Below are 25686 nucleotides of genomic sequence, written 5' to 3'. Positions count from 1 at the left end.
TATATCATAATATCTATTTTTAAACTTCATACAATAGACATTATTCTTGTGAAAAAGATGCAAACTTGTAAAATTATTTTTCTTGAAGCTGCAAAATATCTTCGAAGTATTTTTCCCAAACACCATTTACTAAACGTTCTCCAAACTCATGAAATTCTCCTTTTTCTGTTTTTGTAAATATTAAACGTCTGCTTTCATTAAAATATACCATAAAATTTCCATCTACTACTTCACCTTTATAACCTTGTTTATTTCCGTTTTTTGTAAATGGATAATAGTAATAATTTTTGTCCTTAAGATTATAACTCACAATAGTATGTAAAGCAATCCATGGAGATTTTACGTTAAGTTGAATTAAATTACCATCCATTAAATAACTAACATTTTCTGTTACGGATACTTTTTTAACTCCATCTTTACCGTAAGAAATTGAAGTTCCTTGCCAATCACCTATTAAAAATGAAAGTTTTTGCAATGCTTGTTTTTCTGATTCTTGAGCATTTACTACAAATATGACACAAAAGAATACAATTATTAGTTTTATTGATTTCATAATATAAAAAACGGGTTATTTTTTAATTCCTTACAGAATATAAAAATAACCCTTTATAACTATTTTAATTACTACTAAGCTGTTAACTCTTTTTATTTCTGACAAAAGAATTTAAGTTTTACCTTTTAAATAGTTTTCAGCCAAATTGCTAACGCTAATAGTATCCTTTTATTTTATTGACTTGTAAAATTACTTTACTTTTTGTCCAGCTAAGTAAGTTTCAAGAACTTTTGTCTTTGGAACTTTATTAATTTCAACAGTCATAATATCTTGATCTAAGATGATGAAATCTGCCATTTTACCTACTTCGATACTTCCTTTTTCATTTTCTTCGAAATTAGCATAGGCATTCCAAATTGTCATTCCCTTTAAAGTTTCTTCTCTTGTTAAAGCATTTTCCATTTGATATCCGTTTTCAGGATAATTATTTAAATCTTTTCTAGCAACAGCTGCGTAAAAAGTTAAAAACGGATTTACTTTTTCTACAGGATAATCGGTACCTAAAGCTACTTTTCCATATACATTTAAAAGCTGTTTAAATGCATAGCCTCCTTTTATTCTTTCTTCTCCTACTCGATCTGCTGCCCAGTACATATCTGAAGTTGCGTGTGTCGGCTGAATAGATGGAATTACATTTTTAAACAAATCGAAATCTTGTTGATCTACAATTTGTGCATGCTCGATTCTCCAACGCCTATCAGTTTGACCTTTTAAAACTTCTTGATACGTTTTCAACATTAAATAATTTGCTGAATCTCCAATTGCATGTGTATTCATTTGATATTCTGAATCTGCAATTTGTTTGGCAATTTCCTTGTAACGCTCAGGTGAGAAAATTAATGCTCCGAAATGATTATGACGATCGCTATATGGTTTTTTAAGTGCAGCTCCACGAGAACCTAAAGCTCCGTCTCCGTATACTTTAAAAGAACGAACATTTAAACGATCTGTTTTAATAATTCCTTTTTTAATGTAGTAATCCAAATTCTTTTGTGTTGCAGAAACCATTGCATATATTCTAATTTTTAAATCATCAGCTTGCTGTAAACTATCGATTAGTTCGATTGTTTCTTGATCTAAACCTGCATCAACAACAGTTGTTAATCCGTAAGAAAAATTAATTTTCTCAGCATCTTTTAAGGCTTGAATTTGTTCTGCTTTAGAAGCCACAGGAACTTTTACAAAATCCATTGCATTGTCGATTAAGACTCCTGTTAGTTTTCCATCTTCTTTGATAAACTCTCCTCCTTCTACTTTAGAATCGTTTGTAATTCCAGAAACATCTAAAGCTTTTTGATTCACCAACATTGCATGTCCGTCAACTCTTGTGATTGCTACAGGAGTATCTGGGAAAAGTTGATCTAGTTTCTCCTTAGTAGGAAACTTTTTTACTTCCCAATCATTTTGATCCCAACCTCTACCTGTGATAAAAGGAAGGTTTTTTTCTTTCTGAAAAACGACTAATTTTTCTAAAACAGCATCATAACTTTCAGTTCCAGTAACATCTACTTTTTGTAATTGCAATCCGTATCTAAAGAAATGACAATGTCCATCTATAAAACCTGGATATACTGCTTTTCCTTCAGCATCAATAACTGAAGTTGCTTCGTATTTATTTTCAATTTCTGATGTTGATCCAACCGCTACAAATTTTCCATCTTGAATGGCAAAACTTTCAACAGTTTCGAAATTTTTATTTACGGTATAGGCATTCGCATTTTTAACAATAACATCAACTTTTTGTTTTTGTTGACAAGAATATGCTAAGAATCCTAATGCCGATAATAGAATTATTTTTTTCATTTAAGTTAGTTTAGTTTTTTGAATAAGAACCATGCCCACGCTATCAAAACAAATTGAATAACAAGCCTAATGTAAGCTCCTTTTTTTGTTTTCATTGCTGGTTTTTCTCTTGTGATATCCCAAATATGTAATGGTAAAAACGTAATCATAAGCAAAGCCATTCCTAAAGCTGCATATTTCTGATAATTTGGAATACACAAACCTATTCCTATTACTAATTCTACCATACCTGAAGCATATGTAACAAAAAGCTTTGGAAAAAAAGCTGGTATGATTGGATAATAAAATTTAGGTTTATAAAAATGATGAAACCCGATAGCTATTAACATTACTGCCATAAGAAACCTTGAATACAAAAACATTTGCTCCATATTATGGTTTTACTTTTTCGTCTGTATATAAATATTTATCCATTAAGTACACTAAACTTGTCATAGATGCACTACCCAACTCTAATTCTCTTTTATTTACTTTATCGAAAGTATCTGTAGACGTATGGTGATAATCAAAATAACGCTGACTGTCTGGTCTATATCCAGCTAAAGTAACATGATCGTCTTTTAACGGAGAAATATCTGCTCCACTTCCTCCTTTAATTAAATCGTGCAAACCGTAAGGAGCCAATAACATTTTCCAACTTTGAACCAAAGCTGTATTTTCAGCATTTGCATCAATAGAAAAACCTCTAGGAGTGTGTCCGCCCGCATCACTTTCTAAACCAGCAACATGAATTTCTTTATTCAATTTTGCTAATCTAGCGTATTCTTTAGCTCCACGAGTTCCGTTTTCTTCATTCATAAAAAATACAATTCGAATTGTATTTTTAGGTTTTATATTATTCTTCTTTAATAAATATGCAACTTCTAAAGATTGTACAACTCCTGTTCCATCATCGTGAGCACCTTCACCTAAATCCCAAGAATCTAAATGTCCTCCTACAACAATAATTTTCTCTGGATTTTCACTTCCTTTTATTTCACCAACAACGTTATGAGATGGCGCATCTGGTAATGTTTCGCAACTTTGCTTGAAGTAAAACTGTAAACTTGGATTCTTTTTTAAATCTGCACTTAAATTTTCTGCTGCTCTAGAACTAATTGCTGCTGCAGGAATATATTGTTCTTTTGGCATTTCTCCGTAACTCATTGTTCCGGTATGAGGATAATCGTTGATTCCATTAGTCATTGAACGAACAATTACTCCTTTAGCACCAAACTGTCCACAAATTCTAGCTCCAGAAAAACGTTGCCCAACACAACCTCCGTAAGCTTGAAAAGTATTGATTAAAGTTTCATCGAAAGCTCCGTTAAAGAATACTATCTTTCCTTTTAGTTTGTCGCCTAGTTCTTCTGCTTCTTTTAAACTTTTTACCTCAATAACTTCAGCTTTAATTCCAGATGCAGGAGTAGCAATTGAGAAACCTAAAGCACAAACAGGAACATCTTTTTTCTTTCCGTTTATAGTATAATACGCTTCTTCTTTTTCTCCTCGAACCCAATGTGGCACCATAACAGGTTGCAACCACACAGAATCTAAACCTACGTCTTTCATTAGTTGTTCACCCCAAACAACAGCTTTAGCAGCTTGAGGAGAACCCGATAAACGACCTCCAATATTTTGAGTTAAATCACGTAGCCATTCATATGACTTTCCTTCAGTTAATGCTGCATTAAAAAAATGTTTAATATTAGCACTGTCTTTCTTTTGCTCTGCTTTATTTACAATAGCAACAGCTTTCGTTTCATCAGCTTTTTCTTTTTTATCTGTATTACAGCTACCAATTACAGTTGCTGCCAATAAAAAAATGAGAGTTTTTTTCATGTTTTGGTTTAATTAATGGAGTTTAAAATTACGGTTTTATTTTTTTTTCATTGTAAGTTTCACGTTCTTATAAACACATTTTTGATTAATGTTTATTTTCCTTAATCTTCAACTTATATTTTTTTAATTCTTTTAATACTTGTGGAGCTAAAACTACTAAACCTATCATGTTAGGAACCATCATAGAAAAAACCATAGCATCAGAAAAATCGGTTACTGCATTTAAAGTAGCTGCCGCTCCAACAACTGTAAATATGCAAAAGATGACTTTGTAAATATTTCCGATAGTTTTATTTCTTCCGAAGAGAAAAGTCCAGGCTTGATAACCATAATACGACCAAGAAATCATAGAAGAAAATGCAAACAAAATCACAGCTATAGTTAATACATACGGAAACCAAGAAATACTACTTTCCAATGCTTTAGAAGTTAAAATTGCTCCTTGTTCAAAAGACACTTCATTTCCAGCAGTTATTTGTCCTGTTATAATTAATGCTAGGGCTGTCATGGTACAAACAATTACAGTATCGATAAAAGGCTCCAATAAAGCTACTAAACCTTCACTAGCTGCATAATTTGTTTTTACTGCTGCATGTGCTATCGAAGAAGATCCGATTCCAGCTTCATTTGAAAATGCACCACGACGAAAACCTTGAATCATTACACCAATAAAACCACCTGCGATTCCTTCAGGATCAAACGCTCCATTGATAATTTGTGATATCGCATTTGGAATTTCAGAAAAATTAGTTAATAAAACTACAATAACAGCGAACACATATACGACCACCATAACAGGTACAACTTTGTCTGTTACTTTAGCTATTTTTTTGATTCCACCAATAATTACTATTCCCGAAAAAATGGCCATGATACATCCGAAAATCCAACCTTTTCCATAAATAAAACTTTCTTCTGCTCCAGTAACATACTCAAATAATTTAAATGCTTGATTTACTTGAAACATATTTCCTCCTCCAAAAGAACCTCCAACACACATTACTGCAAATAAAATCGACAACAATTTTCCTACTTTAGAAAAACCTAATTGTGAAAAACCTTTTTTAAGATAATACATCGGTCCGCCAAAAACAGTTCCGTCTTTTGCTATTTCTCTATATTTTACACCTAAAGTACATTCGACAAATTTTGACGCCATTCCTAACAATCCAATAACAATCATCCAAAATGTAGCTCCAGCTCCACCAATGGATAAAGCAATGGCAACTCCAGCAATATTACCTAAACCTACTGTTGCTGAAAGTGCGGCTGTTAATGCTTGAAAATGTGAAACTTCTCCATGACCTTCAACTCGTATTGTTTCTTTAACATCTTCTTGATTTGGAATATCAATATGATCATATTTTCCTCTAATGATATTTACTGAAGTTAAAAAGCTACGGATATTTATTCCTTTGAAATAGATTGAAAAATACAATGCACCAAATACAAGAATGATTAACACCCAAGGAATAGAAATGGTATTTGTTATCGGAATTTGATATAAAATTGCATCGGTAAACCAACTCGTTGCTTCATGAAAAGATTGATTAATTTGTTGATCTAAACTTTGTGTTTCTTGAATGAGAAATGCCATATTTTGTGTGATTAAAATGTTTCACACAAAAATGTTTGTAAAGACAAAACATGTAAAGGTTACACAATGCTCTTTTTAAAAGCAGCAATGATTAAGCATATGGTTAATCATGCTGAATCGTAGCAAAATCAAGCAATTCGTGATCTTTAGCGTAAGCAATTAACTGTTCTTTCCCACCTGTTCCAGAAATATTAAGTACTTTTTTGATTTGATAAATATGAGTTTGAAATCCATCGACACTTATATTCATTGCTTCAGCAATTTCAGTATATGATTTTTCTTCTCCACAAATGCCTAAATTTCCTAATACTTCTTTTTGACGATCAGACAACTCTACTTTAGACGCTAATTGCAGTTCTTTAAATTTCTTTTTCTCAGCTAAAATTTCTGATTTCAAACTTTTTATTGTGCTTAAATGACTTTCATTCGCAATTTGTAGCTTTTCATTTTCTATAATTAATTGCTCTTGTAAAAGTTTTGTTTCTTGTAATTCTGTTTGTTTTTCTTCTTTCTCAGCTAGTAATTTCCAACTATATAGTAAGATCGTAAATAAGAGTATGAATAAAAACTTAAATGATATACTAGATACCACACCTAAAATCCCCCAAGTAGTAGTATTAATCCAATTTGACAGGCTTTCTTCAGGAAAAATTCGATGTGTAACTGCAACAATAATCAATAAGAATAAAGCTAGAGTTGGTAGAAACATAAAACGCATTCCTCTATTTTTAAATGCTTTATTTAACTCTTGTAAAAGTGCAAATGCGACCACGATAGATATTGGAATATCGATTAACCAAATGACATTATTACTTGATTTTGATGGTGTATTTGTAAAAAATGAAATCAGAAAAACGAAAGCGTTCATAACCAAAACACCTCCGAAGATTACAAATACTTCTTTATTTGTAAAACGTTCTATAATTCGAATTACAATGTTTCTTTTTTCATTATGTTGAATTGAAGGAATTGATAATAATATAAATAATGAGTTTAGCAGTGAGAAGAAAACTCCAATACTAATTATGATACTATTTGACTGCTCTAATTGAAAGACTTCATTCAATATAATATTCAAAAAAGCTCCAATTCCCCAAGAAAATATTGCTAAAGCAAACCACTTAATACCGTCTACCGAAGTAGAAGTTTGACTTTTAGATTTTTCTTTGCGATAAACACGATGAATCACAAAAAAAGTAATTAAACATACAATTGCAGTAATATAATTTGAAACATGAATTAACATATTTTCAAGGTACGTTTTTTTATCAAAACAAAAACACAACTATTGTTTTATAGTTGTGTTTTTGCATTTAAAATTGTTTATCATTCATTAAAATAGTGCATCAAACTTCCAAATGAATCCTCCAATAATTTGGAATCCTTGGGCATCGAAATTGGTAAATCTTTGATAATTACTATTGGTTATGTTATTTGCTTGTAAGAAAACTGAAAATAAATCATTAAAATGATAACCTCCATTAAGATTTAAATCGATATAAGCATTTAAATCTATTGCTGTAAATGCTGCGCCATTTCGTTGAGCTCCTTTTCTACTCCCTACAAAATATAAATTTGCACCTGCATACCATTTCTTCACTTTATAGTTTGCAAAGACATCAGCTTTAATTTGTGGTAAATTCCAAGCTTCTTCTTGATTTGTTGTACTATAAGAATTGAACTCTGCATTTAAACCTAAGTTTAATTTTCTAGAAAAATCATAAGTTACTTCTCCGAAGAAACCAACTGTAGTAATATCGTCATAAATTACGTCGAATGAATTTCCAAAATTATATCCTCTGAATAAAATCCCACTTGGAAAACCTATTGTAATTCCGTTTGAAGCAGATTCATTTAACACAAAAAATGCTCTGTTTTCTTCTTTCTTAAAACTAGCTCTAACATTGTAATTTAAGTTTCCACTTAAAATTCCTCGAAATCCACCAAAAGCATCAAAAGCCTCACTAGATTGCTGAATGTTTAATGTTGGAGAAACATATGGATTTTCTCTAGAAAAACTCTCATAAGAATTTACAGTTAAATCTCCTTTAGCTCCAGCGTAAATATTAGCATACCTAGGAATAATCGGATAATTTACTTCTACATCTGGATATGCAAAAAACTTTCCTTCTGTATTTTCCAAATCGAAAGAATAATATGCTTTTCCTCCTAATTTGATATCAAAATCTTTAAATGAAAAAGCATAAGTAGGATGAATTCCAGCCGTTGCGAAACTATAGTTTATTTTTTGAAGAGGATCTGAATATGCTCTATCAAAACCTCCCATGATAAAGTTTATAGACGTTCTTAGGTCTAAATCCTCATAATTCAATCCGAATCTTCCTAAAGGAATAGCAAACTTTGCATCTACATCAGCATGAATCTCATCAGAATCTTGGTCGTCTGAAAAATACCCAATCGATGTATTTACTTCTTCTATTGCACTGTATGGAAAATAAATAGATCCTTTTAAATTATAATATTTATATAATTGTTCTTCTTCTATAGTACTAATAGTTGGATCTAAAAAGACTATATCTGAAGGTAAACCATACCAATTATATTTATTTCTATAAGCGTTTAAACCAACTTTCCAGTCGAAATTTCGCATTTCTTGTTTTAAAAATAAATCAACACTTGCATTATAATAACTGCTGTTTAATATTGTATTTTGAACAGGATCTTTAGATGATATAAAATTTATTTTACCTCCATATTCATATTCAAAAGCACTTGTATTTTGAAAATAAGCTTCTACAAAAGGAGTTAAATTATTTCCGAAACCTAAAGAAAAATAATTATCAAATAAACGCTCACGTTCACCAACATCAATTCCTTTTAAAACACCACTCTTAGGTTTAAATTTAGACGCGACTGAAACTGGTTGAATCTTATATTCTAAAGATTTACGTTTAGCTTTATCTGATAATTTAATTACAGGTTTCTTTTTAATTTTAAAAGCATCTGTAACTTTTGGTGCGTAAGAAGTTACTACCTCTACTACTTCTGTTTTTATAATTGAATCTTTAGATTTCTCTGTCTTTGGTTTATTTTGAGCTATACTAAAGCTTACTACAAACATTGCTATAGTGACTACTATTCCTCTTTTCATTCTCTTTTAACTTTTATTGTTTAGAGTTAATTGATTCATTTGTTTTCGCTTCTTTACTCTTAATTTTATTAAGTTCGTTTTTAGCTTCTTCATTAAGATCTTTAAACTGAGTAAAATTTTTCACGATATTATCTAAGATATATGTAGCTTGGTAAGCATCTTTTAGTTTATAATAGTTCTTTGCCATTATAATGTAACTCTTTACTCCCCAATATTGATATTTAGAGTAATTTGCTATTAAATTCTGAATTTCTTCATTTGAACTTTCATAAGCTTCTTCTTCATGTAAAAAGAATGCTTTGTAATATAATGTTTCGGCTTTAAGTTCTCCTGTAGCTGTATTATCTAAAGCACTGTAATAATCTTGAGCTGTTGTAAAATCATTTGTTTCAATAGCAGAACGTGCTAAAATAATTTGAGCATCTTCACCAACAACCTGATCTATTTTACCATTAGTTAATACTTTCTCTGCATAAGTTACTGCCTTTTCATAATCTTTTCTATCATAATATCCTTTCATTAAATTACTTTGAGCGAAAATTAAATTCTGATCAATATTACCTTCTTGTTCTAAGCGCTCTAACAAAGGAATTGCTTTTTTCCAATTCTCCTTCTCTAAATATAATTGACTTAGTTTAGCTAAAGCTTCTTCTGAAAACTCATTAACTCCTGCTTTAATCACATAAGCATAATGTGGAACAGCATTTTGTTTTTTTGTTCCGTTAAAGTATAATTGACCTAGATAGAAATTTGCTTTTAAAGCATGAATTCCGTTAGGAAAATCTCGTAAATATGTTTTAAATCCGCTAATTGCTCTTACTTTATCATTTTCTAAAAATTTATTTTCCGCAGCTTCATAAGTTGTGTTGTCTATATCACTATTAGATACATTTACAAAATCGATAGTTTTTACCCAAGCCGCATATTCATTTACTTTTCCAGTATCTACATAAACATTTCTTGCACTAGCAACTGCTTGTTTAGCTTCATTAGAATTTGGGAATTTTGCAACTACTTCTTTAAACTTTATAAGTGCATCTCTATTATTTCCATTATTATACTCTAATAATCCTTGGCGTAATAACACTGTTGGCACATAACCACTTTGGCTATGCTCCTCTAACAATTGATTATATGCCTTTTTAGCTTGATTTGCGTTTCCTTTAGAAGTATATGTAATTCCTAATTGATACAGTGCATCATCTTTTAAATTTGAAGCTGGATAATCTTTAATCAACTTTTTTAAATCATTTATTTTCTCGCTACTATCACCAATTAAACCATCACTCATTGCTTTTTGATATTGAGCATAATCTGACCCTGCACCTCCTTCTTGGATTACCTTATCATACGCTTGCATTGCTTTTCCGTAACGTTTCGTAGCATAATAAGAATCTCCCAAACGATTTGATGCATCATCATTTAAATCGTTTTCATCAATATTTTCTTTCAAAAATTCTTCAAAGTATGTTGTAGCATTATCATAGTCCTTTTGCTTAAAAAAAGCGTAGGCTATATTATAGTTTAAGTATTTAGCTTCCTCAAAATTTGAATTTTCTATTTTAGAGAAAGATGCAACAGCATTTTCATAGTTTCCTAACAAATAATTAGTTTCACCTAGCCAATAATGACCTTTATTTTTAATTGTATCATTTACCGCATCGGTAGCAATTAAAAAATGTGGTAATGATTTTTTTAGTTTTTGTTCGTTAAATAATTGGATTCCTCTGTATAATGAAACTTCGTTTGCTAAAGCATCATTTTCTGGATTTTGATTTGCTCTTAAATAGTCTATAGCACCTTGATAATCTTGTTGATTTAAATAAGAAGTAATTAATAATCCAGAAATTTCTTTTGAATTTTGTGATTGTGGATATTTTGCTAAATGTGCTTTTAAGACATCTGGAACACTTTTGTACGGGTTACCTTCTTCGTAACTTAATTTCGCATAATTAAAATCAGCATCTGCAGTAATTACAGGATTGAAATTCATTTCACTTGCATTTTTAAATGCATTTAAAGCTTCATTCTTCTTACCTGCTTTTAAATAACATTCTCCTAAATGATAATAAGCACTCTGAGCAACACTATTTTGACCGTTTATAATTTTATTAAACTGCCCGATTGCGCTTTCGTAATCTTCTAATTTATAGTAAGAATATCCTAAATAATAATAATCAGTATTTGTCCATTTTCCTTTTTTCCCTTCATATTGATTCAAATAAGGAACAGCTTTATCATATTTTTCTAAGTTGAAATAACTTTCTCCAATAATTTTACTGATATCTGATTTTTGTTTTTCCTTAGCTTTCGGAAAAATCTTTTCTCCAATTTGAGCTGCTTTATCAAACTTTCCGCTTTTAAAAGCCATATCTAACAGATAGTAGTTCGCTTCAGACTTATAAGTTTCATTATCTGATAATTGTTGTAAATTATCTTCAGCCTCTCCGTAGTTTTCTTGTCTATACGCTATATATCCGTAGAAATATCTTGAATCATTTCCATATCTAGGATCTCCCAATAACTTTGCAAACTTCTTTTTAGCATCTTCAAAATAGTTAGAAACTAAAAGCGCATAACCCATTTTATAATTCAGTTCTTTATTCTCTTCAACATTTAATAAAGCAGGATTTACTTTAGAATACCATTTTAAAGAATGTGAAGCTTTTCTATTTGCGAAATAATAATTTCCAACATTTAAAAAAGCTTTTTCCTTTTTACTACTGTAAGGATGTTTTTTAACAAAATCGAGCACTTTTTTATCTGCATCTGTCTGATTAAGCTTAATTGCGCACATGGCATCATAAAAATCTGCATCGGTTTGTAAATTGTGTTTCGCCGTATTTTCTGATACTTCTTTGAATACTCTTTGTGCCCCTGAATACGCTTTATTATTATACAAAGTTATCGCTCTGTGAAACCTTGCATCAATATTAGTTTGGACTTCAGTGTTTTGCCCTTCAACATTTAAAAAACTTAAAAAGTAACAAAGTGTTATAAATAAATATTTATATTTCATTTTAGAATTTATCTTTGTATCGTTCCCTGTAAGATAACGCTATTTTTTTTGTTTTGTTTGATCAATAATCGCCAAAAATAAAAAAAGTGGTTTAAATTGATAATAAATAATAGATTTGTAAAAACTTTCTTTTTATGCAAGAGCCAATACTGCATTTAGAAAATGCAGATATCTACCAAAGAGACATTCTGGTTTTATCGAAAATTAACTTCACCTTAAATAAAGGTGATTTTTACTATTTGATTGGTAAAACTGGTAGTGGAAAAAGTAGTTTATTAAAAACATTATACGGAGATCTTAGACTACAACGTGGTTTAGGTAGTATTGTTGGTTTTGATTTAAAGAAAATGAAAGAAAAAGACATTCCTTTCTTAAGAAGAAAACTAGGAATTGTTTTTCAAGATTTTAAGTTATTAAATGACCGTAATGTTTTTGATAATCTTGAATTTGTTTTAAAAGCTACAGGCTGGAAAGATAAAAATGAGCGTAAAGAGAAAATTTACGAAGTTCTAGACAAAGTAGGTATGAAAGAAAAATACTATAAAAAAACTTTCGAACTTTCTGGTGGTGAACAGCAACGTGTAGCTATAGCTAGAGCCTTACTTAATGATCCTGAATTAATTTTAGCAGATGAGCCTACTGGTAATTTAGACCCTAGAACTTCTTTAGAAGTAATGGAACTTTTAAATGAGATTCATAAAAGTGGAAAAACTATTTTTATGGCCACTCATGATTATCAGTTAATTGTAAAATTTAAGCAAAAAACGGTAAAATGTGAAGGTGGAAAACTATTTGAAGTTGTTCAACAGACTCCGCCTCCAAAAAACCAGAATAAAAAAGAAAACGAAAACACTTAGTTATTGAAGAAAAAGATTTTTGTTGCTGTTACTAATGATATTTCTACAGATCAAAGAGTTCATAAAGTTTGTACTTATCTTTTAAAAAACAACTTTGACGTTTTGGTATATGGTAGAGTTTTACCCTATACTATTGAAATTGATCGACCTTATAAAATAGTTCGAAAAAAACACTGGTTTAACAATAATTTTCTTTTTTACGCTGAATATAATGTTCGATTATTTTTCTATTTACTTTTTCATAGATACACTTACATCTTATCTAATGATTTAGATACATTACCTGCTTGCTTTTTTGCAAGCTCTTTAAAGCGAAATACACAATTAGTATATGATAGTCATGAATTATTTTCTGAAGGTCCTGAATTACAAGGACGTAAATTTGTACAAGGGTTTTGGCGGAAATTAGAATACTTTTTCTTACCAAGAATTAGAAAATCTTACACTGTTAGTCAATCTATTGTTAAGTTTTACAATGATCGACATAACAATCATATGGGACTAATTCGAAACTTACCTCAACTTCACAGAGAAATTATTGAAGAAAAAGTAAGCTTTCCTACAAAAAATAAAGTGATTTTATATCAAGGTGTATTAAATCCGGGGAGAGGAATTAAACCCATGATTAAGGCTCTACATTTACTTTCTGGTATTGATTTAGTTATTATTGGCTATGGGAAAGTAGAACAAGAATTAAAAGATTTTGTTCAATTAGAAAATCTAGAATCAAGAGTTCATTTTTTAGGTAGAGTTGCTCACGAAAAACTACCAAACTATACAAAACTAGCAGATCTTGGTATGGTATTAGAAGAACCTCTTGGCAAGAGCTTCGAATTTTCTTTACCTAACAAATTATTTGATTATATTCATGCTGAATTGCCATTAATTTCTGGTAATCTACCTGAAATTATCAACATTGTTAACACATACAATGTTGGTATTGCTGTAGATTCCTATCAACCTGAAGCTATAGCTAAAGCTGTTTCTTCTATTCTTAATAACGAAACATTAATTAATGAAATAAAGCAAAATCAAAAAATAGCAAAAGAAGAATTATGTTGGGAAAAAGAACAATTGAAATTAGATTCATACTTTAATTAGTTACATTATAAAAACTAAAGTTTCCATAATCATTCCTACATTCAATAACTTAGAAAAGTTAAAGCAATGTATATTTAGCCTACAAATTCAAAGCTATACAGAATTTGAAGTTTGGATAATTGATGGAGCTTCCACAGATGGGACAATAGATTTTTTAAAGACATTACCTTCAAAGTTTAAATTTATATCAGAAAAAGATAATGGTATTTATGATGCCATGAATAAAGGAATTGATTTAGCGCATGGAGAATGGTTATATTTTATGGGAGCTGATGATAAACTGTTCTCTAATCTTACATTATTTTCAATATTTTCTTCAAAAAATTTTGATGATACGAAATTAATTATTGGTAATGTTACCTATGATGGAAATCAAAATTTTAACTCTAGTTTTTCTAGTAAATTATGGATCAAAAACACATTACACCATCAATCTGTATTCTATAAAAAGACATTATTTAAAACACGAAAATACGACACTTCGTTTAAGGTTTTATCAGATTATCATTTCAACTTGTATCTGTACAATAAAAAGATTAATCACATAAAAATCAATGAAACTATAGCTATATGTGGCGCTGAAGGAATTTCAAAAAACTATGATTGGAATTTATACAGAGAAGATATTCGTTTAAAAATTAAAAACTCAAATACTTTATTTACTATTTTTTTCTGGATTTTAGGAATATCTAAATATCTGTTTAGAACATTAAATAAAAAACCCGCTTCAAAGTAGAAGCGGGAAATTGCTATGAAAAACTATGAAAAAGAAACTTTAAATACGTCTCTGGCAATGTAGACGGAGCTTTATCTACCTTCTTACAAAACCTTTTTGACTTTAACATTTCTTTCACATTTATAGTTACTTACTTCAGTTCTTTTAACATCCAAACATTACAACTTGAATGTCCCGAATTCCCTAATTGTGTATCTAAAATTTTAAATCCAGATTCTTCGTACATAGCTATTGCTTTAGAAAAATGTGGTAAACTTTCTAAATATATATTTGTGTATCCTAATTCTTTAGCAGAATTAATACTCTTTAGCATTAATTCTTTCCCTATACCTTTTCCTCTAATTAAATTAGAAATATAAAACTTTACCAATTCACAAACTCCTTCTTCTAAACCATCTGTAGGATAAATACCACAACAACCTACAGCTTTTCCATCTAGTTCTGCAACCCATAAAATTGCTTTTGGGATATTGAATAATTCAAATAAATGATCTGTCGATTCATCTGAATATACTGTTCCTGTTCTAGGCGCATCGAACTCTTCAATTGTATTCCTAATTACCTTTGCTAAAAATGGATTATCTTCTGACTTTACTTTTCTATAAATTACACTCACTTTCGAAAATTTTATTACTAAGATAAAACAAAAAAGCAATCTCAAATGAGATTGCTTTTTAATATTGTCACTTAAAATTTATTATAATTCTAAGTTTGCATTATTTGTTTTTACAGCATCAGCAGAAGCAGCTAAGTGTTCTTTTTCAGCATCACTTAAGTTAATTTCTACTATACTTTCGATACCATTTCTTCCTAACACTACAGGAACTCCGATACATAAATCAGATAAACCGTACTCTCCATCTAATAAAGCAGAACATGGGTAAATCTTCTTTTGATCACAAGCAATTGCTTGAACTAAACCTGATACAGCTGCTCCTGGAGCATACCAAGCAGAAGTACCTAATAATCCTGTTAATGTAGCACCACCAACTTTAGTATCTTGCTTTACTTGCTCTAATCTTTCTTCTGATAAGAATTCAGAAACTGGAACAGAGTTACGAGTAGCTAAACGAGTTAATGGAACCATACCTTTATCAGAGTGACCTCCAATTACCATTCCGTCTACGTCAGAAATTGGCGCTTCTAAAGCTTCAGCTAATCTGTACTTGAAACGAGCAGAATCTAAAGCTCCTCCCATACCGATAATTCTATTCTTTGGTAATCCAGTAGTTTTATGAACTAAATATGTCATTGTATCCATTGGATTAGATACTACGATGATAATTGTATTTGGAGAATGCTCTATTAAACTAGAAGAAACTGATTTTACAATACCAGCGTTAATTCCTAATAATTCATCACGAGACATTCCTGGCTTACGAGCGATACCAGAAGTAATAACACAGATGTCTGAACCTGCAGTTTTGCTGTAATCTCCTGTAGTTCCTACGATTTTAGTATCGAATCCGTTTAAAGAAGCAGTTTGCATTAAGTCCATTGCTTTTCCTTCAGCAAAACCTTCTTTAATATCTACTAACACAACTTCTGAAGCGAAATTTTTTATTGCAATGTACTCAGCACAACTTGCACCTACGGCACCTGCTCCAACAACTGTTACTTTCATTTTATATATTTTTATTGAAAATTAATAATCTAAGATGAGCAAAAATAGCTATTTAACTAATGATATAAAAACAAAAACTCATGGAAATGACCATGAGTTTTTGTTTTTTATATTTTATTTTAGACTATTATTCTTTAGCCTTCATTTTTGTATAATCTAATACATATTGACTAAAATATCGCCACTTTATTTTCTTAATAGGATTTTTCTCCATGAACTCCTTACAATCTCCGAATAACTCTTCATATTTATCATCTAAATCTTTCTTACGCAACCAAAATATTTTACCATCTTTTTTTACATAATATGATTTTGCCAAACCTCCTGCTACATTGAATCCGAAAGCTCCTAATTTTGTAGTTTCTTTTGCATTTGGGTCACCAAAAACCTCTATATACTTACTAAAAGTTGGGTTTATTAGTTGCATCATATACTCTTTCTCTTTCTTTTTGTTTTTTAATGATACTTTTTGATTTTTGAAATAAATATATCCTTGATTAATTACATCATTATCCATATCAGATCTTTCCCATTGACGAACATCATACACATGTCTCCATGATTTTGTGAATTTTTCAAATCCACTTGGGTATAAATACATCTCTTTTATCTCATCAGATTCTAATTTTATTTTTTTTCCTGATTTTGCTTCTTTTAATTTTATATAATAAATCTGACCTTTCTTTCTATCAACATCTTTCTTAAACCCTTCTATTCTAGTTCCGTCTTTCAGAACAACTATCGATTTCTTCTTCCCTGAATAGCGATTGTAAACTTTATCAAATAGGTCTTTTCCGTTACCTTCTTTTTTTTCTTTTTTCTCTTCTTGGCTATAACCTAAGAAAGTAATTAATGATAATGTGATTAATAAAAATTTAGTCTTCATAATGTATTTTAACGTTAAGCTTGCTAAATTAGTTAAATATTTGAAAAACAAAAAGTCTAGGAAATCCCCTAGACTTTTCATTTAAAATTTATCGCTTTAATATTATCTAAAACTAAAAGCTATACCTGCACTAACTGTATTGTACTCTTGTAACGTGTAATCTGCAAATATTTTAAAGAAACCTAAACTTAAACGTGTTCCGATTGTTGCTCTCATACTACCAGCTGAAAATTCTTGTTTAATTGGATCTTTAAAATCAGCTCTTACCCTTTGAGTAGAACCTGATACATCATAAATAACACTATAATCTCCTAAAACATCAACAGTAGCATTACCTCCACCGTATCCTACTGCTCCATAAAAATTAATTATTGGAAAATTTAAAGATGCTAACAATTGAATTGTGTAGGAGTTTAACCTGAACTGAGTTTCAGCATTTCTTACAATAAAATTAGCTTCAGTAGAATCTTCAATTTGTCCATCAACATTCATATTTGTATAAGTCCCCATTACAGCCAAATGTAATGGTAATTTATCTAGGGGTCCTAAAATATCTGTAATTTCTTTCTTTAACCCTATTCCAAAAAGCGATCCTTTCACATCATCAGAACCTACTTTGGGAACAAAACGTACAGAAGTCTCTAATTTCCATGGCAAACCTACAGTTACTTGAACCGCAGGCGCAGGAACTAAACTTCCAGGTAAATCTTCTTTAAACCCTTCTGGTAATTCTAATGGGACATCTACAGTTACATTATCTACTGTAGTACCATTACCTACATCTATACCAGAAACTGTAGTTTGTAGTGTTAGTGTTCCACCATCTCCTTCTCCAAAAATTGTTGGAGCTGTTTCCGGAGAACTTATTATTGTTGAAGTAAGCCCTAACGCAGAAATTTGATATGTTTCTCTTTCAGAAGGCACAAATGATCCACTTGCTCCAATAGTAATATCAAAACCAAATTTCTTGTGTACTTTGGCTGTATGAAACCAGCCATTATTCATGCTATAAATTAGACCTTCTAAAGCTGGCGCTGAATAAGCATTTGCTATTTTATTAGCGTCTCCAGCTGCTTTAACTAAATTTTCGATTTCTTGAGAAAAACTGCTAATTGCAGAACACATAAAAAGTGATAGTAAAACCTTTTTCATTGTATATGGTATTAGTTAGTTTTTGTAAAAATATAAAAACTATCTTCAAAATTACTACCAACTTTTAGGTATTTAACCTAAAAAACTATAAGTGATTCTCCTAAAAGGATTCTTATTTTTTTTAGCTTTGCTTTGATGAAAACTATTTTACAATCTAAATATACAGTTCCTGTTTTTTTAATATTACTTATGTTAGTTAATATACTTCAAGGCTATTCTACTGAATTATTAGCAGATGAGGCATATTATTGGGCATATAGTAAAAATTTAGATTGGGGATATTTTGATCACCCTCCAATGATTGCTTTATGGATAACTATTTCTAAACTATTTTTTAGCTCTGGAGAATTAAGCGTTCGTTTTTTCTCATCGATATCATTAACTTTTTCTTTTTACTTTGTTTGGCTACTTATTAAACATCCTTTAAAAAGAGAATATACTTGGTTGTTTTTATTATTATTAATTACAACTTCTTTATTTAATGTTTATGGCTTTATAACTGTCCCAGATACTCCTTTGGTTTTCTTTTTTTCTCTATTCTTAATTGGCTATCAAAAATACATTCTTCAAAAGAATTTTAGTAGTTATGCAATTTTAGCAATAGCAATGGCCGGTATGCTTTACAGTAAATATCATGCTGTATTAATTATATTCTTTGTACTGCTTTCTAACCTAAAAGTTTTAAAAGACTGGAAAATCTGGTTAACAACTTTAGCTACAATCATCTTATTTTCTCCTCATTTGTATTGGCAATATGTTAATGATTTTGCTTCAATTAAATATCATTTATTTGAAAGAAATACTAAAAGTTACAGAATTGATTATACAACAAATCATATTTTAAATCTTATAGCAATTATAGGACTTACCTTTCCTATTGTTTATTTAGCTTTCTTTAAGAGGTTAAAAATAAAGGATCAATTTGAAAAAGCTTTACGTTTTTTAGTTTTAGGATTTGCCATATTCTTCTTTATATCTTCTTTTAAAAGTAGAGTACAAGCACAATGGGTTGTTCCTATATCTATCCCCTTGATAATTATCCCTTTTTATTATTTAATTGATAACCCTAAGAAAATAAAAGCTTTTAAAATTCTAGCTTTTATAACAATAGTTGTAACTATAGCTTTACGAATTATTATTGCCAATGACGGACTAGTACCTAAACAATTTGAAATGCATGGAAATAAAAAATGGGTACAAAAATTAGACAATACATTAAAAGGTAATACTCCTTTATTTCTTAATTCTTATCAAAACACGTCTATTTACTGGTTTTACTCTGGTAAAAAACCTCTTCAAATTAATTCTTGGAACAGTAGAAAAAACCAATATGATTTATATGATTACAATAAAAATTTTAACCTAGAAAAATTTTCTCTTATCACATTTAACAGAACTGGTAACGCAACAGATTCAATTATTAAGAAAAATAAAAGTTTACTATTTATTGAACATAATATTATTGAATATGTAAAAAGGGGAAATGCTACATTTGAATTGAACAATCCTGTAGTTAACAAAGAAAATAAGAGTATTATTAATGTTTCTTATAATACAGAACTAATTTCTGAACTTAAAAACCTACAACTATATATAGTATTTAAGTACGAGAGATCTAGAAATATTACTCAAGCAAAATTAATTGACAATACAATTGTATTTACAACACCAAAATTAAATTGGTCTCCTTCACACATTCAAATAGTAGGAACAACAAACCCTAAAGTTCCTCCTTTGAGATTTAGCCATATGGTTGAATGTTCGTACAAAAAATAAATAATATTTAAAGAAACTTATACTTATAAAGTTTCTTTAAATACCTTTTGAAATAACATCTTGTATAACTTGTAGAATAATGTCCCTAGAATAATACCAGAAACATATCCTGTAGAAACATCTATAGGATAGTGAACTCCTAAGTATAATCTACTATATCCAAATACTAAAGGAAATAAAATTAACAAATAGATATACTTTATTCTCTTACGCAAGAGTAAAATAATAAAAGTTGTAAACGTTGTTGATAAAGAAGCATGACCAGACCAAAAACTTTTCCCTCTAGGTTTGTATGAAAACTGCCTTAAATACTCTTGCATTTCAATAGCATTACATGGTCTTGTTCTTCCTGTTAAATTCTTAATCAAGTTTGTAAATTGATCAGAAAAAGCCACAAAAATTGCTATAAACACTAAAGTAAATAATGTTTTTTTAACACCAAATTTCCATATCAATAAACCAAGTATTACAACAAATAACGGTATCCAATTAAATTGATGTGTAATCCACAACCATAAATTATCCCATTGTTCGTTTCCTAGGTTATTCAGATAAATTAAAAGCGCTTTGTCTTTTTCTATAAGCGCATCGAGCAAACTATTTTCCAACTTTAAGAACTTCTATTTCAAAAATAAGATCTGTATTCGGTTTAATTACCGGTAAACGACCAACTTCACCATATCCTAAATAACTCGGAATGAAAAGACGGGCTTTCTCTCCTTCTTTAAGTAACTTAGCACCTTCTTTCCAACCAGCTATTAATGGATAATTAGGATCATTAATAGTAAAAGTAAAAGGTTGATTCTGGTCTCTACTTGATGCTATTTTATTTCCTAAGTCATCTTGTAACATGTAGTGAACTGTAGTTGGTAAATCTGGATTTACCTTATTACCTGAAGTCTCTTTAATTTTCAATATTTTAAGCCCAGATTTAGTAGTAATAGCACTATAATAATCTAACTCTTTTTTAAGATTCTCTTTTGCTATTTTAATCTTTCTCTCTCTTTCTTTCTTACGCTCTTCTGAATTTGACAACTCTGTTAAAAACACTTCTGGAGCATTAAAGTCTTTAGCTTTTTTTCCTACTCTAATAATTTCTACTTTGTTAATGAAATCATTTTGTACGATGGTATCTACAATATTTTGGCCATAAGTTACTTTTCCAAAAACAGAATGTTTACCATCTAACCAAGGAGTTTCTTTATGGGTAATAAAAAATTGAGCTGAATTTGTAGCTGGACCAGAATTTGCCATTGATAAAACTCCTGCACTATCGTGCTTAAAAATTAACTCTCCTTTTTCGTTTAAAGGAAATTCATCATCAAAACGATATCCTCCACTACCTCTTCCAGTTCCTGTAGGATCTCCTCCTTGAATCATAAAATTTTTAATAACTCTGTGAAATTTAATTCCATCATAAAAAGGCTTCCCTTTTAAAGAGTCTGTTACTTTAGGGTTATTTCCTTCTGCTAAAGAAACAAAGTTAGCTACAGTCATTGGAACAATTTCCGAATGTAACTTAATTAAAATATCTCCTTTATTGGTTTGAATATCTGCATATAACCCATCTTTCAACTCTGGATACTTAACAGTTTTACAAGATGAAAATATAATTACTACTAATGATATTATTAAAAACTTTATTGATTTCATATTTTAAAATTAAAAAAAGAAAAGACATTGATAAAAATAACCAATGTCTTTTTAATATTTTTATTAGTGACCGTGTCCGTCTCCTTTAGTGTGTCCGTCTCCTAATGGTGCTGGAGGAACAACTTCTAATAATTCTACATCAAAAACTAATGTTGAAAAAGGCTTTAAAACTGGTCCTCTTTGTTGATATCCGTAAGCTAACTCCTGAGGAATAAAGAACTTATATTTAGCTCCTGGCTTCATTAACTGTAAACCTTCAGTCCAACCTTTAATTACTTGTGTAACTCCAAATTCAGCTGGGTCTTTTTTAGGTTCCATTGTACTATCAAAAACAGTTCCATCGATTAAAGCTCCGTGATAGTGAACTTTTACTTTGTCTGAAACTTTTGGAGCATCTCCACTACCTTCTTTAATTACTTGATATTGCAATCCACTAGCAGTAGTTTTAACTCCTTCCTTAGTTTTATTTTCTGTTAAAAACTTTTCATTTTCTTCCTTATAATCTTTGAAATCTGCCTCTGCTTTTTTCTTCATTTCTTCTTCTCTTTTCTTCATTTGATCCATTCTTAACTTTTGAAAATAGCTACTAATTATTTTCTCAGCATCTTTTCTATCAATTAAAGTAGCGTTTGAAGAATCTCTTCCTTCAGAATACCCCTGAATATATAAGTCTGGATTTAATTCTTTTGCAGCTGCATCTACACTCATTCTCATTGCTGTGTTTAATCCAATAGCATAACTCACAGTGTCTATATATGTATCTAGACTAGCTTTTGTTTTTACTTGATTATTGTTACATGAAACAATAGTCATCCCCATGGCTGCAACAGCCAAAACTTTAGTTAATTTCATTATTTACTTTTTTAATGTCGATTAATGTTAGTTTGCTTTTTAACGTTTGATTCATTCTTATCTTACCTCCATCACCTGTAACTCCATAAGCTCTGTAAGAAGGAATGACAAATGTAATAGTTTCTCCCTTTTTCATCAACTTTATTCCATCTTGTAATGCTGGTATAAAATCTTCTTTATCCACCTTATACTCTATTGTTTGTTCATCGTATAATGGAGTATTATAAAAATCTGTAATAGTATATCGAATAGTTACTACATCTCCTTTTTTAGGTGTAGTAGAGTTTAACGTGTCCTTTTTATTGTACATATACCAAAAACCATTTGGAGAATTTAAATAGTTGTTTAAAGTATCTTTAGCTAAACTATTTTCTATTTGTTTCTTCTCTAATTGATTCAGTTTTATGTTTTCTTCTATTACTTCTTTATAAAAATTAGAAGTAGTATGTTTTTTAGGTCTCCTAGCTTCTGGTGTATTACAAGCTCCTAAAAAAACACATACAATTAGTATAATAATCCACTTACTACCCATAAGAATTAGATAAGTCATTTTTATATTCTGGTAATAATGATGTAAATTTCTCAATAGTTTCCTCAATATTTACATCTGATCTACCTCCTGCCGCATTATCATGTCCGCCTCCATTAAAATGATTTCTCGCAAATTTATTTACAGAAAAACTACCTTTTGATCTAAAAGATATTTTTACAATTCTTTGCTCTACGTCTTCGATAAAAATAACAGCAAATACAATTCCTTTAAGAGATAAGGCATAATTCACTACACCTTCTGTATCTCCTTTTTCGTAATTAAACTCATCTTTGTCTTTTTGAGTTAAAGTAATGTAAGCTGTTTTATACTCTGAAATTACTTTCAAGTTACTTAATGCTCTTCCTAACAACATTAATCTACTATGAGAATTGGCATCATAAACATTATTATGAATTCTATCGTTTTTAGCCCCTTTATCTATTAAGTCAGCTATAATTTTATGTGTTGTACTAGTTGTAGAGCGAAAACGAAAAGATCCTGTATCTGTCATTATTCCTGTATACAATGCAGTAGCTATACTCTCATCTATAAGATCTAAATCATTGAACATTTCAATAAAATTATAAACCATTTGACAAGTAGAAGACATTGCTGTATCTGAATACATATATTCAAAATTGTCTGGTTGCTGATGATGATCTATTAAAGCAAAATCATTTTCATATTTCTCTAACGTATTTTTCATATCATCACCTACTCTATGTAAAGCATTAAAATCTAAAAGAAAAATAATATCCGATTTAGCCAATGCTTTTACACTTTGATTGTTTTGACGATCAAAACGATATATAGTTTCAACTCCTGGTATCCAATGCAGAAAATCAGGGAATTCATTCGGCATTAAAACCTGTGTTTTATGTCCTTTTTTATCAAAATAATGCTTTAGTCCTAAGGTAGATCCAACAGCATCTCCATCAGGATTTTTATGTCCTATTATTACAATACGTCTAGACGTTTCAAGGTACTTAGAAAGCTCTTTAAAATTCTTTAGAATCATAGACAGCGAATATACAATTTAATATTCTTTTAAAAATTTAATAAAATCTTATTTGTTTATTTGTTCATCATTTAAAAATAATCATGAAAAAAATATTTCTACTACTTCTTAGCATTTGTTTTAATTCATCCATTTATAGTCAAAATGATTTCACCATTGCTTTCGGCTCTTGCAACAAACCTTCAATAGAGAACTTATTTTGGGACGATATAGTATCTCTAAACCCAAATGTTTGGATATGGGGAGGAGATAACATTTATGCGGATACAGATAACATCCAAGAAATGAAAGCTTTTTATAAAGCACAATGGAATCAAAAAGGATACAAAGAATTAACAGAAAAAGTTAAGATTTTAGGTACTTGGGACGATCATGACTACGGAAAAAATGATGCTGGAACTGAATATGAAATGAAAAAAGAAAGCCAACAATTGTTTTTAGATTTTTTACAAGTGAGTAAATTAGACTCGAGAAGAAAACGTGAAGGTGTTTATCATTCTGAAATATTTAAAACTAAAAAAGGATCTGTAAAAATTATCATTTTAGATACACGTTATCACAGAAGTTCTTTAACAAAAGATAAGAATAGCAGTCAAAAAAAATATATTTCTAGTAAATTCAATGAAGGAACTATTCTTGGTAAAAAACAATGGAATTGGTTAACTAATGAATTAAATAATTCAAAAGCTGATTTCAATATTATCATGAGTAGTATTCAAGTAATTTCTAGTGAACATCGATTTGAAAAATGGGAAAATTTTCCTCATGAAAGAAAACGCTTATTTGAATTAATTAAAACTTCAAAAGCTAAAAACACAATATTATTATCTGGAGACAGACACATTTCTGAATTCTCTAAAATTAGTATTAAAAACTTACCTTATCCTTTAATCGAATTTACTTCCAGCGGATTAACTCATGCTTATAAAGGATTTAAAAATGAATTAAATAGCAATCGTATTGGAAACGTAATCTTTAGAGAAAGTTTTGGGGTTTTAAAATTTGATTTCAAAAAGAAAAAAGTGAGTTTTCAAATGCGTAGCGATGGAAATGCCATTTTACAAGAATTCTCACAAATTTATCCTTAACTTGCTAGTAACATTAAAAAGCGTATTTTTGCGCGAAATTAAAATAGACAAAAAAATAAAATGGCAACAAATAGAACTTTTACAATGATTAAACCAGATGCTGTTGAAAACGGACATACTGGAGCTATATTAGAAAAAATTAATGCTGCTGGATTTAGAATTGTAGCTTTAAAGAAAACGCAAATGACTAAGCGTGATGCTGAAACTTTTTATGCAGTACACAATGAGCGTCCTTTTTTCGGAGAATTAGTTGAATTTATGACTCGTGGTCCTATCATTGCTGCTGTTTTAGAAAAAGATAATGCAGTTGAGGATTTTAGAACTTTAATTGGTGCTACTAACCCTGCTGAAGCTGCTGAAGGAACAATCAGAAAACTTTATGCTACCTCTATTGGAGAAAACGCTGTTCACGGTTCTGATTCTGATGAGAATGCTGAAATCGAAAGCAATTTCCACTTTGCTGGTAGAGAGATGTTCTAAGAACATAAAAATATTAAACAAAAAAC

At 29.9% G+C, this 25686-nt stretch carries 23 protein-coding genes; 6 read left to right on the top strand and 17 right to left on the bottom strand.

Going from position 1 to position 25686, the window contains the following annotated elements:
* Positions 1 to 73: 73 nt before the first annotated feature.
* From AC2TEO_RS15530 to AC2TEO_RS15495, 8 genes are all read right to left on the bottom strand, one after another.
* A complete protein-coding gene (locus AC2TEO_RS15530; protein ID WP_442265689.1) occupies positions 74 to 553 on the bottom strand; it encodes a hypothetical protein in 480 nt (159 codons plus the stop codon).
* Between the two features lie 189 nt (positions 554 to 742).
* Positions 743 to 2356, bottom strand: a complete 1614-nt coding sequence (locus AC2TEO_RS15525; RefSeq protein ID WP_442265688.1) for an amidohydrolase — start codon at positions 2354 to 2356, stop codon at positions 743 to 745.
* A gap of 5 nt (positions 2357 to 2361) precedes the next feature.
* Entirely contained in the window at positions 2362 to 2694 is a 333-nt protein-coding gene (locus tag AC2TEO_RS15520) for a DoxX family protein (protein WP_442265687.1), read from the bottom strand.
* A 34-nt stretch (positions 2695 to 2728) separates the two neighbouring features.
* Positions 2729 to 4177: a M20/M25/M40 family metallo-hydrolase gene (locus tag AC2TEO_RS15515; RefSeq protein WP_442265686.1), complete on the bottom strand. Its 1449-nt coding sequence runs from the start codon at positions 4175 to 4177 to the stop codon at positions 2729 to 2731.
* A gap of 85 nt (positions 4178 to 4262) precedes the next feature.
* The gene (locus AC2TEO_RS15510; protein WP_442265685.1) at positions 4263 to 5774 is read right to left on the bottom strand and encodes an alanine/glycine:cation symporter family protein; all 1512 of its coding nucleotides are present in this window, start codon (positions 5772 to 5774) and stop codon (positions 4263 to 4265) included.
* 103 nt (positions 5775 to 5877) lie between these two features.
* Positions 5878 to 7020: a hypothetical protein gene (locus AC2TEO_RS15505; RefSeq protein ID WP_442265684.1), complete on the bottom strand. Its 1143-nt coding sequence runs from the start codon at positions 7018 to 7020 to the stop codon at positions 5878 to 5880.
* Positions 7021 to 7107: 87 nt separating this feature from the next.
* Entirely contained in the window at positions 7108 to 8886 is a 1779-nt protein-coding gene (locus tag AC2TEO_RS15500) for a TonB-dependent receptor (RefSeq protein ID WP_442265683.1), read from the bottom strand.
* Between the two features lie 13 nt (positions 8887 to 8899).
* On the bottom strand, positions 8900 to 11905 hold the full coding sequence (locus AC2TEO_RS15495) for a tetratricopeptide repeat protein (protein WP_442265682.1): 3006 nt from the start codon (positions 11903 to 11905) through the stop codon (positions 8900 to 8902).
* A 134-nt stretch (positions 11906 to 12039) separates the two neighbouring features.
* Between AC2TEO_RS15495 and AC2TEO_RS15490 the strand changes: the two genes are divergently transcribed.
* Genes AC2TEO_RS15490 through AC2TEO_RS15480 form a run of 3 tightly spaced genes read left to right on the top strand, consistent with a single transcriptional unit; the run spans position 12040 to position 14599 of the window.
* Complete coding sequence (locus AC2TEO_RS15490; RefSeq protein ID WP_442265681.1) at positions 12040 to 12762, top strand: cell division ATP-binding protein FtsE; 723 nt, start codon at positions 12040 to 12042, stop codon at positions 12760 to 12762.
* Between the two features lie 3 nt (positions 12763 to 12765).
* The gene (locus AC2TEO_RS15485) at positions 12766 to 13863 is read left to right on the top strand and encodes a glycosyltransferase (protein ID WP_442265680.1); all 1098 of its coding nucleotides are present in this window, start codon (positions 12766 to 12768) and stop codon (positions 13861 to 13863) included.
* The gene (locus AC2TEO_RS15480) at positions 13847 to 14599 is read left to right on the top strand and encodes a glycosyltransferase family 2 protein (RefSeq protein ID WP_442267772.1); all 753 of its coding nucleotides are present in this window, start codon (positions 13847 to 13849) and stop codon (positions 14597 to 14599) included. Before AC2TEO_RS15485 ends, AC2TEO_RS15480 begins: the two co-directional genes overlap by 17 nt.
* Positions 14600 to 14729: 130 nt before the next feature.
* On the opposite strand, the gene AC2TEO_RS15475 is transcribed toward AC2TEO_RS15480, so the two are convergent.
* From AC2TEO_RS15475 to AC2TEO_RS15460, 4 genes are all read right to left on the bottom strand, one after another.
* On the bottom strand, positions 14730 to 15215 hold the full coding sequence (locus AC2TEO_RS15475) for a GNAT family N-acetyltransferase (protein WP_442265679.1): 486 nt from the start codon (positions 15213 to 15215) through the stop codon (positions 14730 to 14732).
* A gap of 81 nt (positions 15216 to 15296) precedes the next feature.
* Complete coding sequence (mdh, locus tag AC2TEO_RS15470) at positions 15297 to 16223, bottom strand: malate dehydrogenase (protein ID WP_095073642.1); 927 nt, start codon at positions 16221 to 16223, stop codon at positions 15297 to 15299.
* A 127-nt stretch (positions 16224 to 16350) separates the two neighbouring features.
* Positions 16351 to 17109: a hypothetical protein gene (locus tag AC2TEO_RS15465; protein WP_442265678.1), complete on the bottom strand. Its 759-nt coding sequence runs from the start codon at positions 17107 to 17109 to the stop codon at positions 16351 to 16353.
* 102 nt (positions 17110 to 17211) lie between these two features.
* The gene (locus tag AC2TEO_RS15460) at positions 17212 to 18261 is read right to left on the bottom strand and encodes a DUF6588 family protein (RefSeq protein ID WP_442265677.1); all 1050 of its coding nucleotides are present in this window, start codon (positions 18259 to 18261) and stop codon (positions 17212 to 17214) included.
* A gap of 135 nt (positions 18262 to 18396) precedes the next feature.
* On the opposite strand from AC2TEO_RS15460, the gene AC2TEO_RS15455 reads away from it, so the two are divergent.
* Positions 18397 to 20037 carry an ArnT family glycosyltransferase gene (locus tag AC2TEO_RS15455; protein WP_442265676.1) on the top strand — a complete coding sequence of 547 codons (1641 nt, stop codon included), beginning with the start codon at positions 18397 to 18399 and terminating at the stop codon, positions 20035 to 20037.
* A 23-nt stretch (positions 20038 to 20060) separates the two neighbouring features.
* On the opposite strand, the gene AC2TEO_RS15450 is transcribed toward AC2TEO_RS15455, so the two are convergent.
* The 5 genes from AC2TEO_RS15450 to AC2TEO_RS15430 form a co-directional block, all read right to left on the bottom strand.
* A complete protein-coding gene (locus tag AC2TEO_RS15450) occupies positions 20061 to 20645 on the bottom strand; it encodes a phosphatase PAP2 family protein (protein WP_442265675.1) in 585 nt (194 codons plus the stop codon).
* Positions 20635 to 21690, bottom strand: a complete 1056-nt coding sequence (locus AC2TEO_RS15445) for a peptidylprolyl isomerase (protein WP_442265674.1) — start codon at positions 21688 to 21690, stop codon at positions 20635 to 20637. Before AC2TEO_RS15445 ends, AC2TEO_RS15450 begins: the two co-directional genes overlap by 11 nt.
* Positions 21691 to 21753: 63 nt before the next feature.
* Entirely contained in the window at positions 21754 to 22542 is a 789-nt protein-coding gene (locus AC2TEO_RS15440) for an FKBP-type peptidyl-prolyl cis-trans isomerase (protein ID WP_442265673.1), read from the bottom strand.
* Positions 22529 to 23092 carry a gliding motility-associated peptidyl-prolyl isomerase GldI gene (gene gldI / locus AC2TEO_RS15435; RefSeq protein WP_442265672.1) on the bottom strand — a complete coding sequence of 188 codons (564 nt, stop codon included), beginning with the start codon at positions 23090 to 23092 and terminating at the stop codon, positions 22529 to 22531. Before gldI ends, AC2TEO_RS15440 begins: the two co-directional genes overlap by 14 nt.
* Entirely contained in the window at positions 23067 to 24092 is a 1026-nt protein-coding gene (locus AC2TEO_RS15430; RefSeq protein WP_442265671.1) for a DHH family phosphoesterase, read from the bottom strand. Before AC2TEO_RS15430 ends, gldI begins: the two co-directional genes overlap by 26 nt.
* An 83-nt stretch (positions 24093 to 24175) precedes the next feature.
* Between AC2TEO_RS15430 and AC2TEO_RS15425 the strand changes: the two genes are divergently transcribed.
* Together AC2TEO_RS15425 and AC2TEO_RS15420 are read left to right on the top strand one after the other, a co-directional pair.
* Complete coding sequence (locus AC2TEO_RS15425; protein ID WP_442265670.1) at positions 24176 to 25180, top strand: alkaline phosphatase D family protein; 1005 nt, start codon at positions 24176 to 24178, stop codon at positions 25178 to 25180.
* 60 nt (positions 25181 to 25240) lie between these two features.
* Positions 25241 to 25660 (top strand): nucleoside-diphosphate kinase, encoded by a 420-nt coding sequence (locus AC2TEO_RS15420; protein ID WP_095073662.1) that lies wholly within the window; start codon positions 25241 to 25243, stop codon positions 25658 to 25660.
* Positions 25661 to 25686: the final 26 nt, after the last annotated feature.

Source organism: Tenacibaculum aquaeponti (assembly GCF_057221555.1).
Note: the sequence above shows the minus strand (reverse complement) of the source record. Positions and strands in the feature narration are given on the sequence as shown.

Bases quoted from the DNA above. Each gene is read 5' to 3' on its own strand.
- AC2TEO_RS15420 (WP_095073662.1), top strand. From the start codon at position 25,241: ATGGCAACAAATAGAACTTTTACAATGATTAAACCAGATGCTGTTGAA.
- AC2TEO_RS15430 (WP_442265671.1), bottom strand. From the start codon at position 24,092: ATGATTCTAAAGAATTTTAAAGAGCTTTCTAAGTACCTTGAAACGTCT.
- AC2TEO_RS15520 (WP_442265687.1), bottom strand. From the start codon at position 2,694: ATGGCAGTAATGTTAATAGCTATCGGGTTTCATCATTTTTATAAACCT.
- gldI (WP_442265672.1), bottom strand. From the start codon at position 23,092: ATGACTTATCTAATTCTTATGGGTAGTAAGTGGATTATTATACTAATT.
- AC2TEO_RS15445 (WP_442265674.1), bottom strand. From the start codon at position 21,690: ATGAAATCAATAAAGTTTTTAATAATATCATTAGTAGTAATTATATTT.
- AC2TEO_RS15515 (WP_442265686.1), bottom strand. From the start codon at position 4,177: ATGAAAAAAACTCTCATTTTTTTATTGGCAGCAACTGTAATTGGTAGC.
- AC2TEO_RS15465 (WP_442265678.1), bottom strand. From the start codon at position 17,109: ATGAAGACTAAATTTTTATTAATCACATTATCATTAATTACTTTCTTA.
- AC2TEO_RS15440 (WP_442265673.1), bottom strand. From the start codon at position 22,542: ATGAAATTAACTAAAGTTTTGGCTGTTGCAGCCATGGGGATGACTATT.
- mdh (WP_095073642.1), bottom strand. From the start codon at position 16,223: ATGAAAGTAACAGTTGTTGGAGCAGGTGCCGTAGGTGCAAGTTGTGCT.
- AC2TEO_RS15510 (WP_442265685.1), bottom strand. From the start codon at position 5,774: ATGGCATTTCTCATTCAAGAAACACAAAGTTTAGATCAACAAATTAAT.
- AC2TEO_RS15495 (WP_442265682.1), bottom strand. From the start codon at position 11,905: ATGAAATATAAATATTTATTTATAACACTTTGTTACTTTTTAAGTTTT.
- AC2TEO_RS15460 (WP_442265677.1), bottom strand. From the start codon at position 18,261: ATGAAAAAGGTTTTACTATCACTTTTTATGTGTTCTGCAATTAGCAGT.
- AC2TEO_RS15500 (WP_442265683.1), bottom strand. From the start codon at position 8,886: ATGAAAAGAGGAATAGTAGTCACTATAGCAATGTTTGTAGTAAGCTTT.
- AC2TEO_RS15530 (WP_442265689.1), bottom strand. From the start codon at position 553: ATGAAATCAATAAAACTAATAATTGTATTCTTTTGTGTCATATTTGTA.
- AC2TEO_RS15490 (WP_442265681.1), top strand. From the start codon at position 12,040: ATGCAAGAGCCAATACTGCATTTAGAAAATGCAGATATCTACCAAAGA.
- AC2TEO_RS15505 (WP_442265684.1), bottom strand. From the start codon at position 7,020: ATGTTAATTCATGTTTCAAATTATATTACTGCAATTGTATGTTTAATT.
- AC2TEO_RS15425 (WP_442265670.1), top strand. From the start codon at position 24,176: ATGAAAAAAATATTTCTACTACTTCTTAGCATTTGTTTTAATTCATCC.
- AC2TEO_RS15455 (WP_442265676.1), top strand. From the start codon at position 18,397: ATGAAAACTATTTTACAATCTAAATATACAGTTCCTGTTTTTTTAATA.
- AC2TEO_RS15525 (WP_442265688.1), bottom strand. From the start codon at position 2,356: ATGAAAAAAATAATTCTATTATCGGCATTAGGATTCTTAGCATATTCT.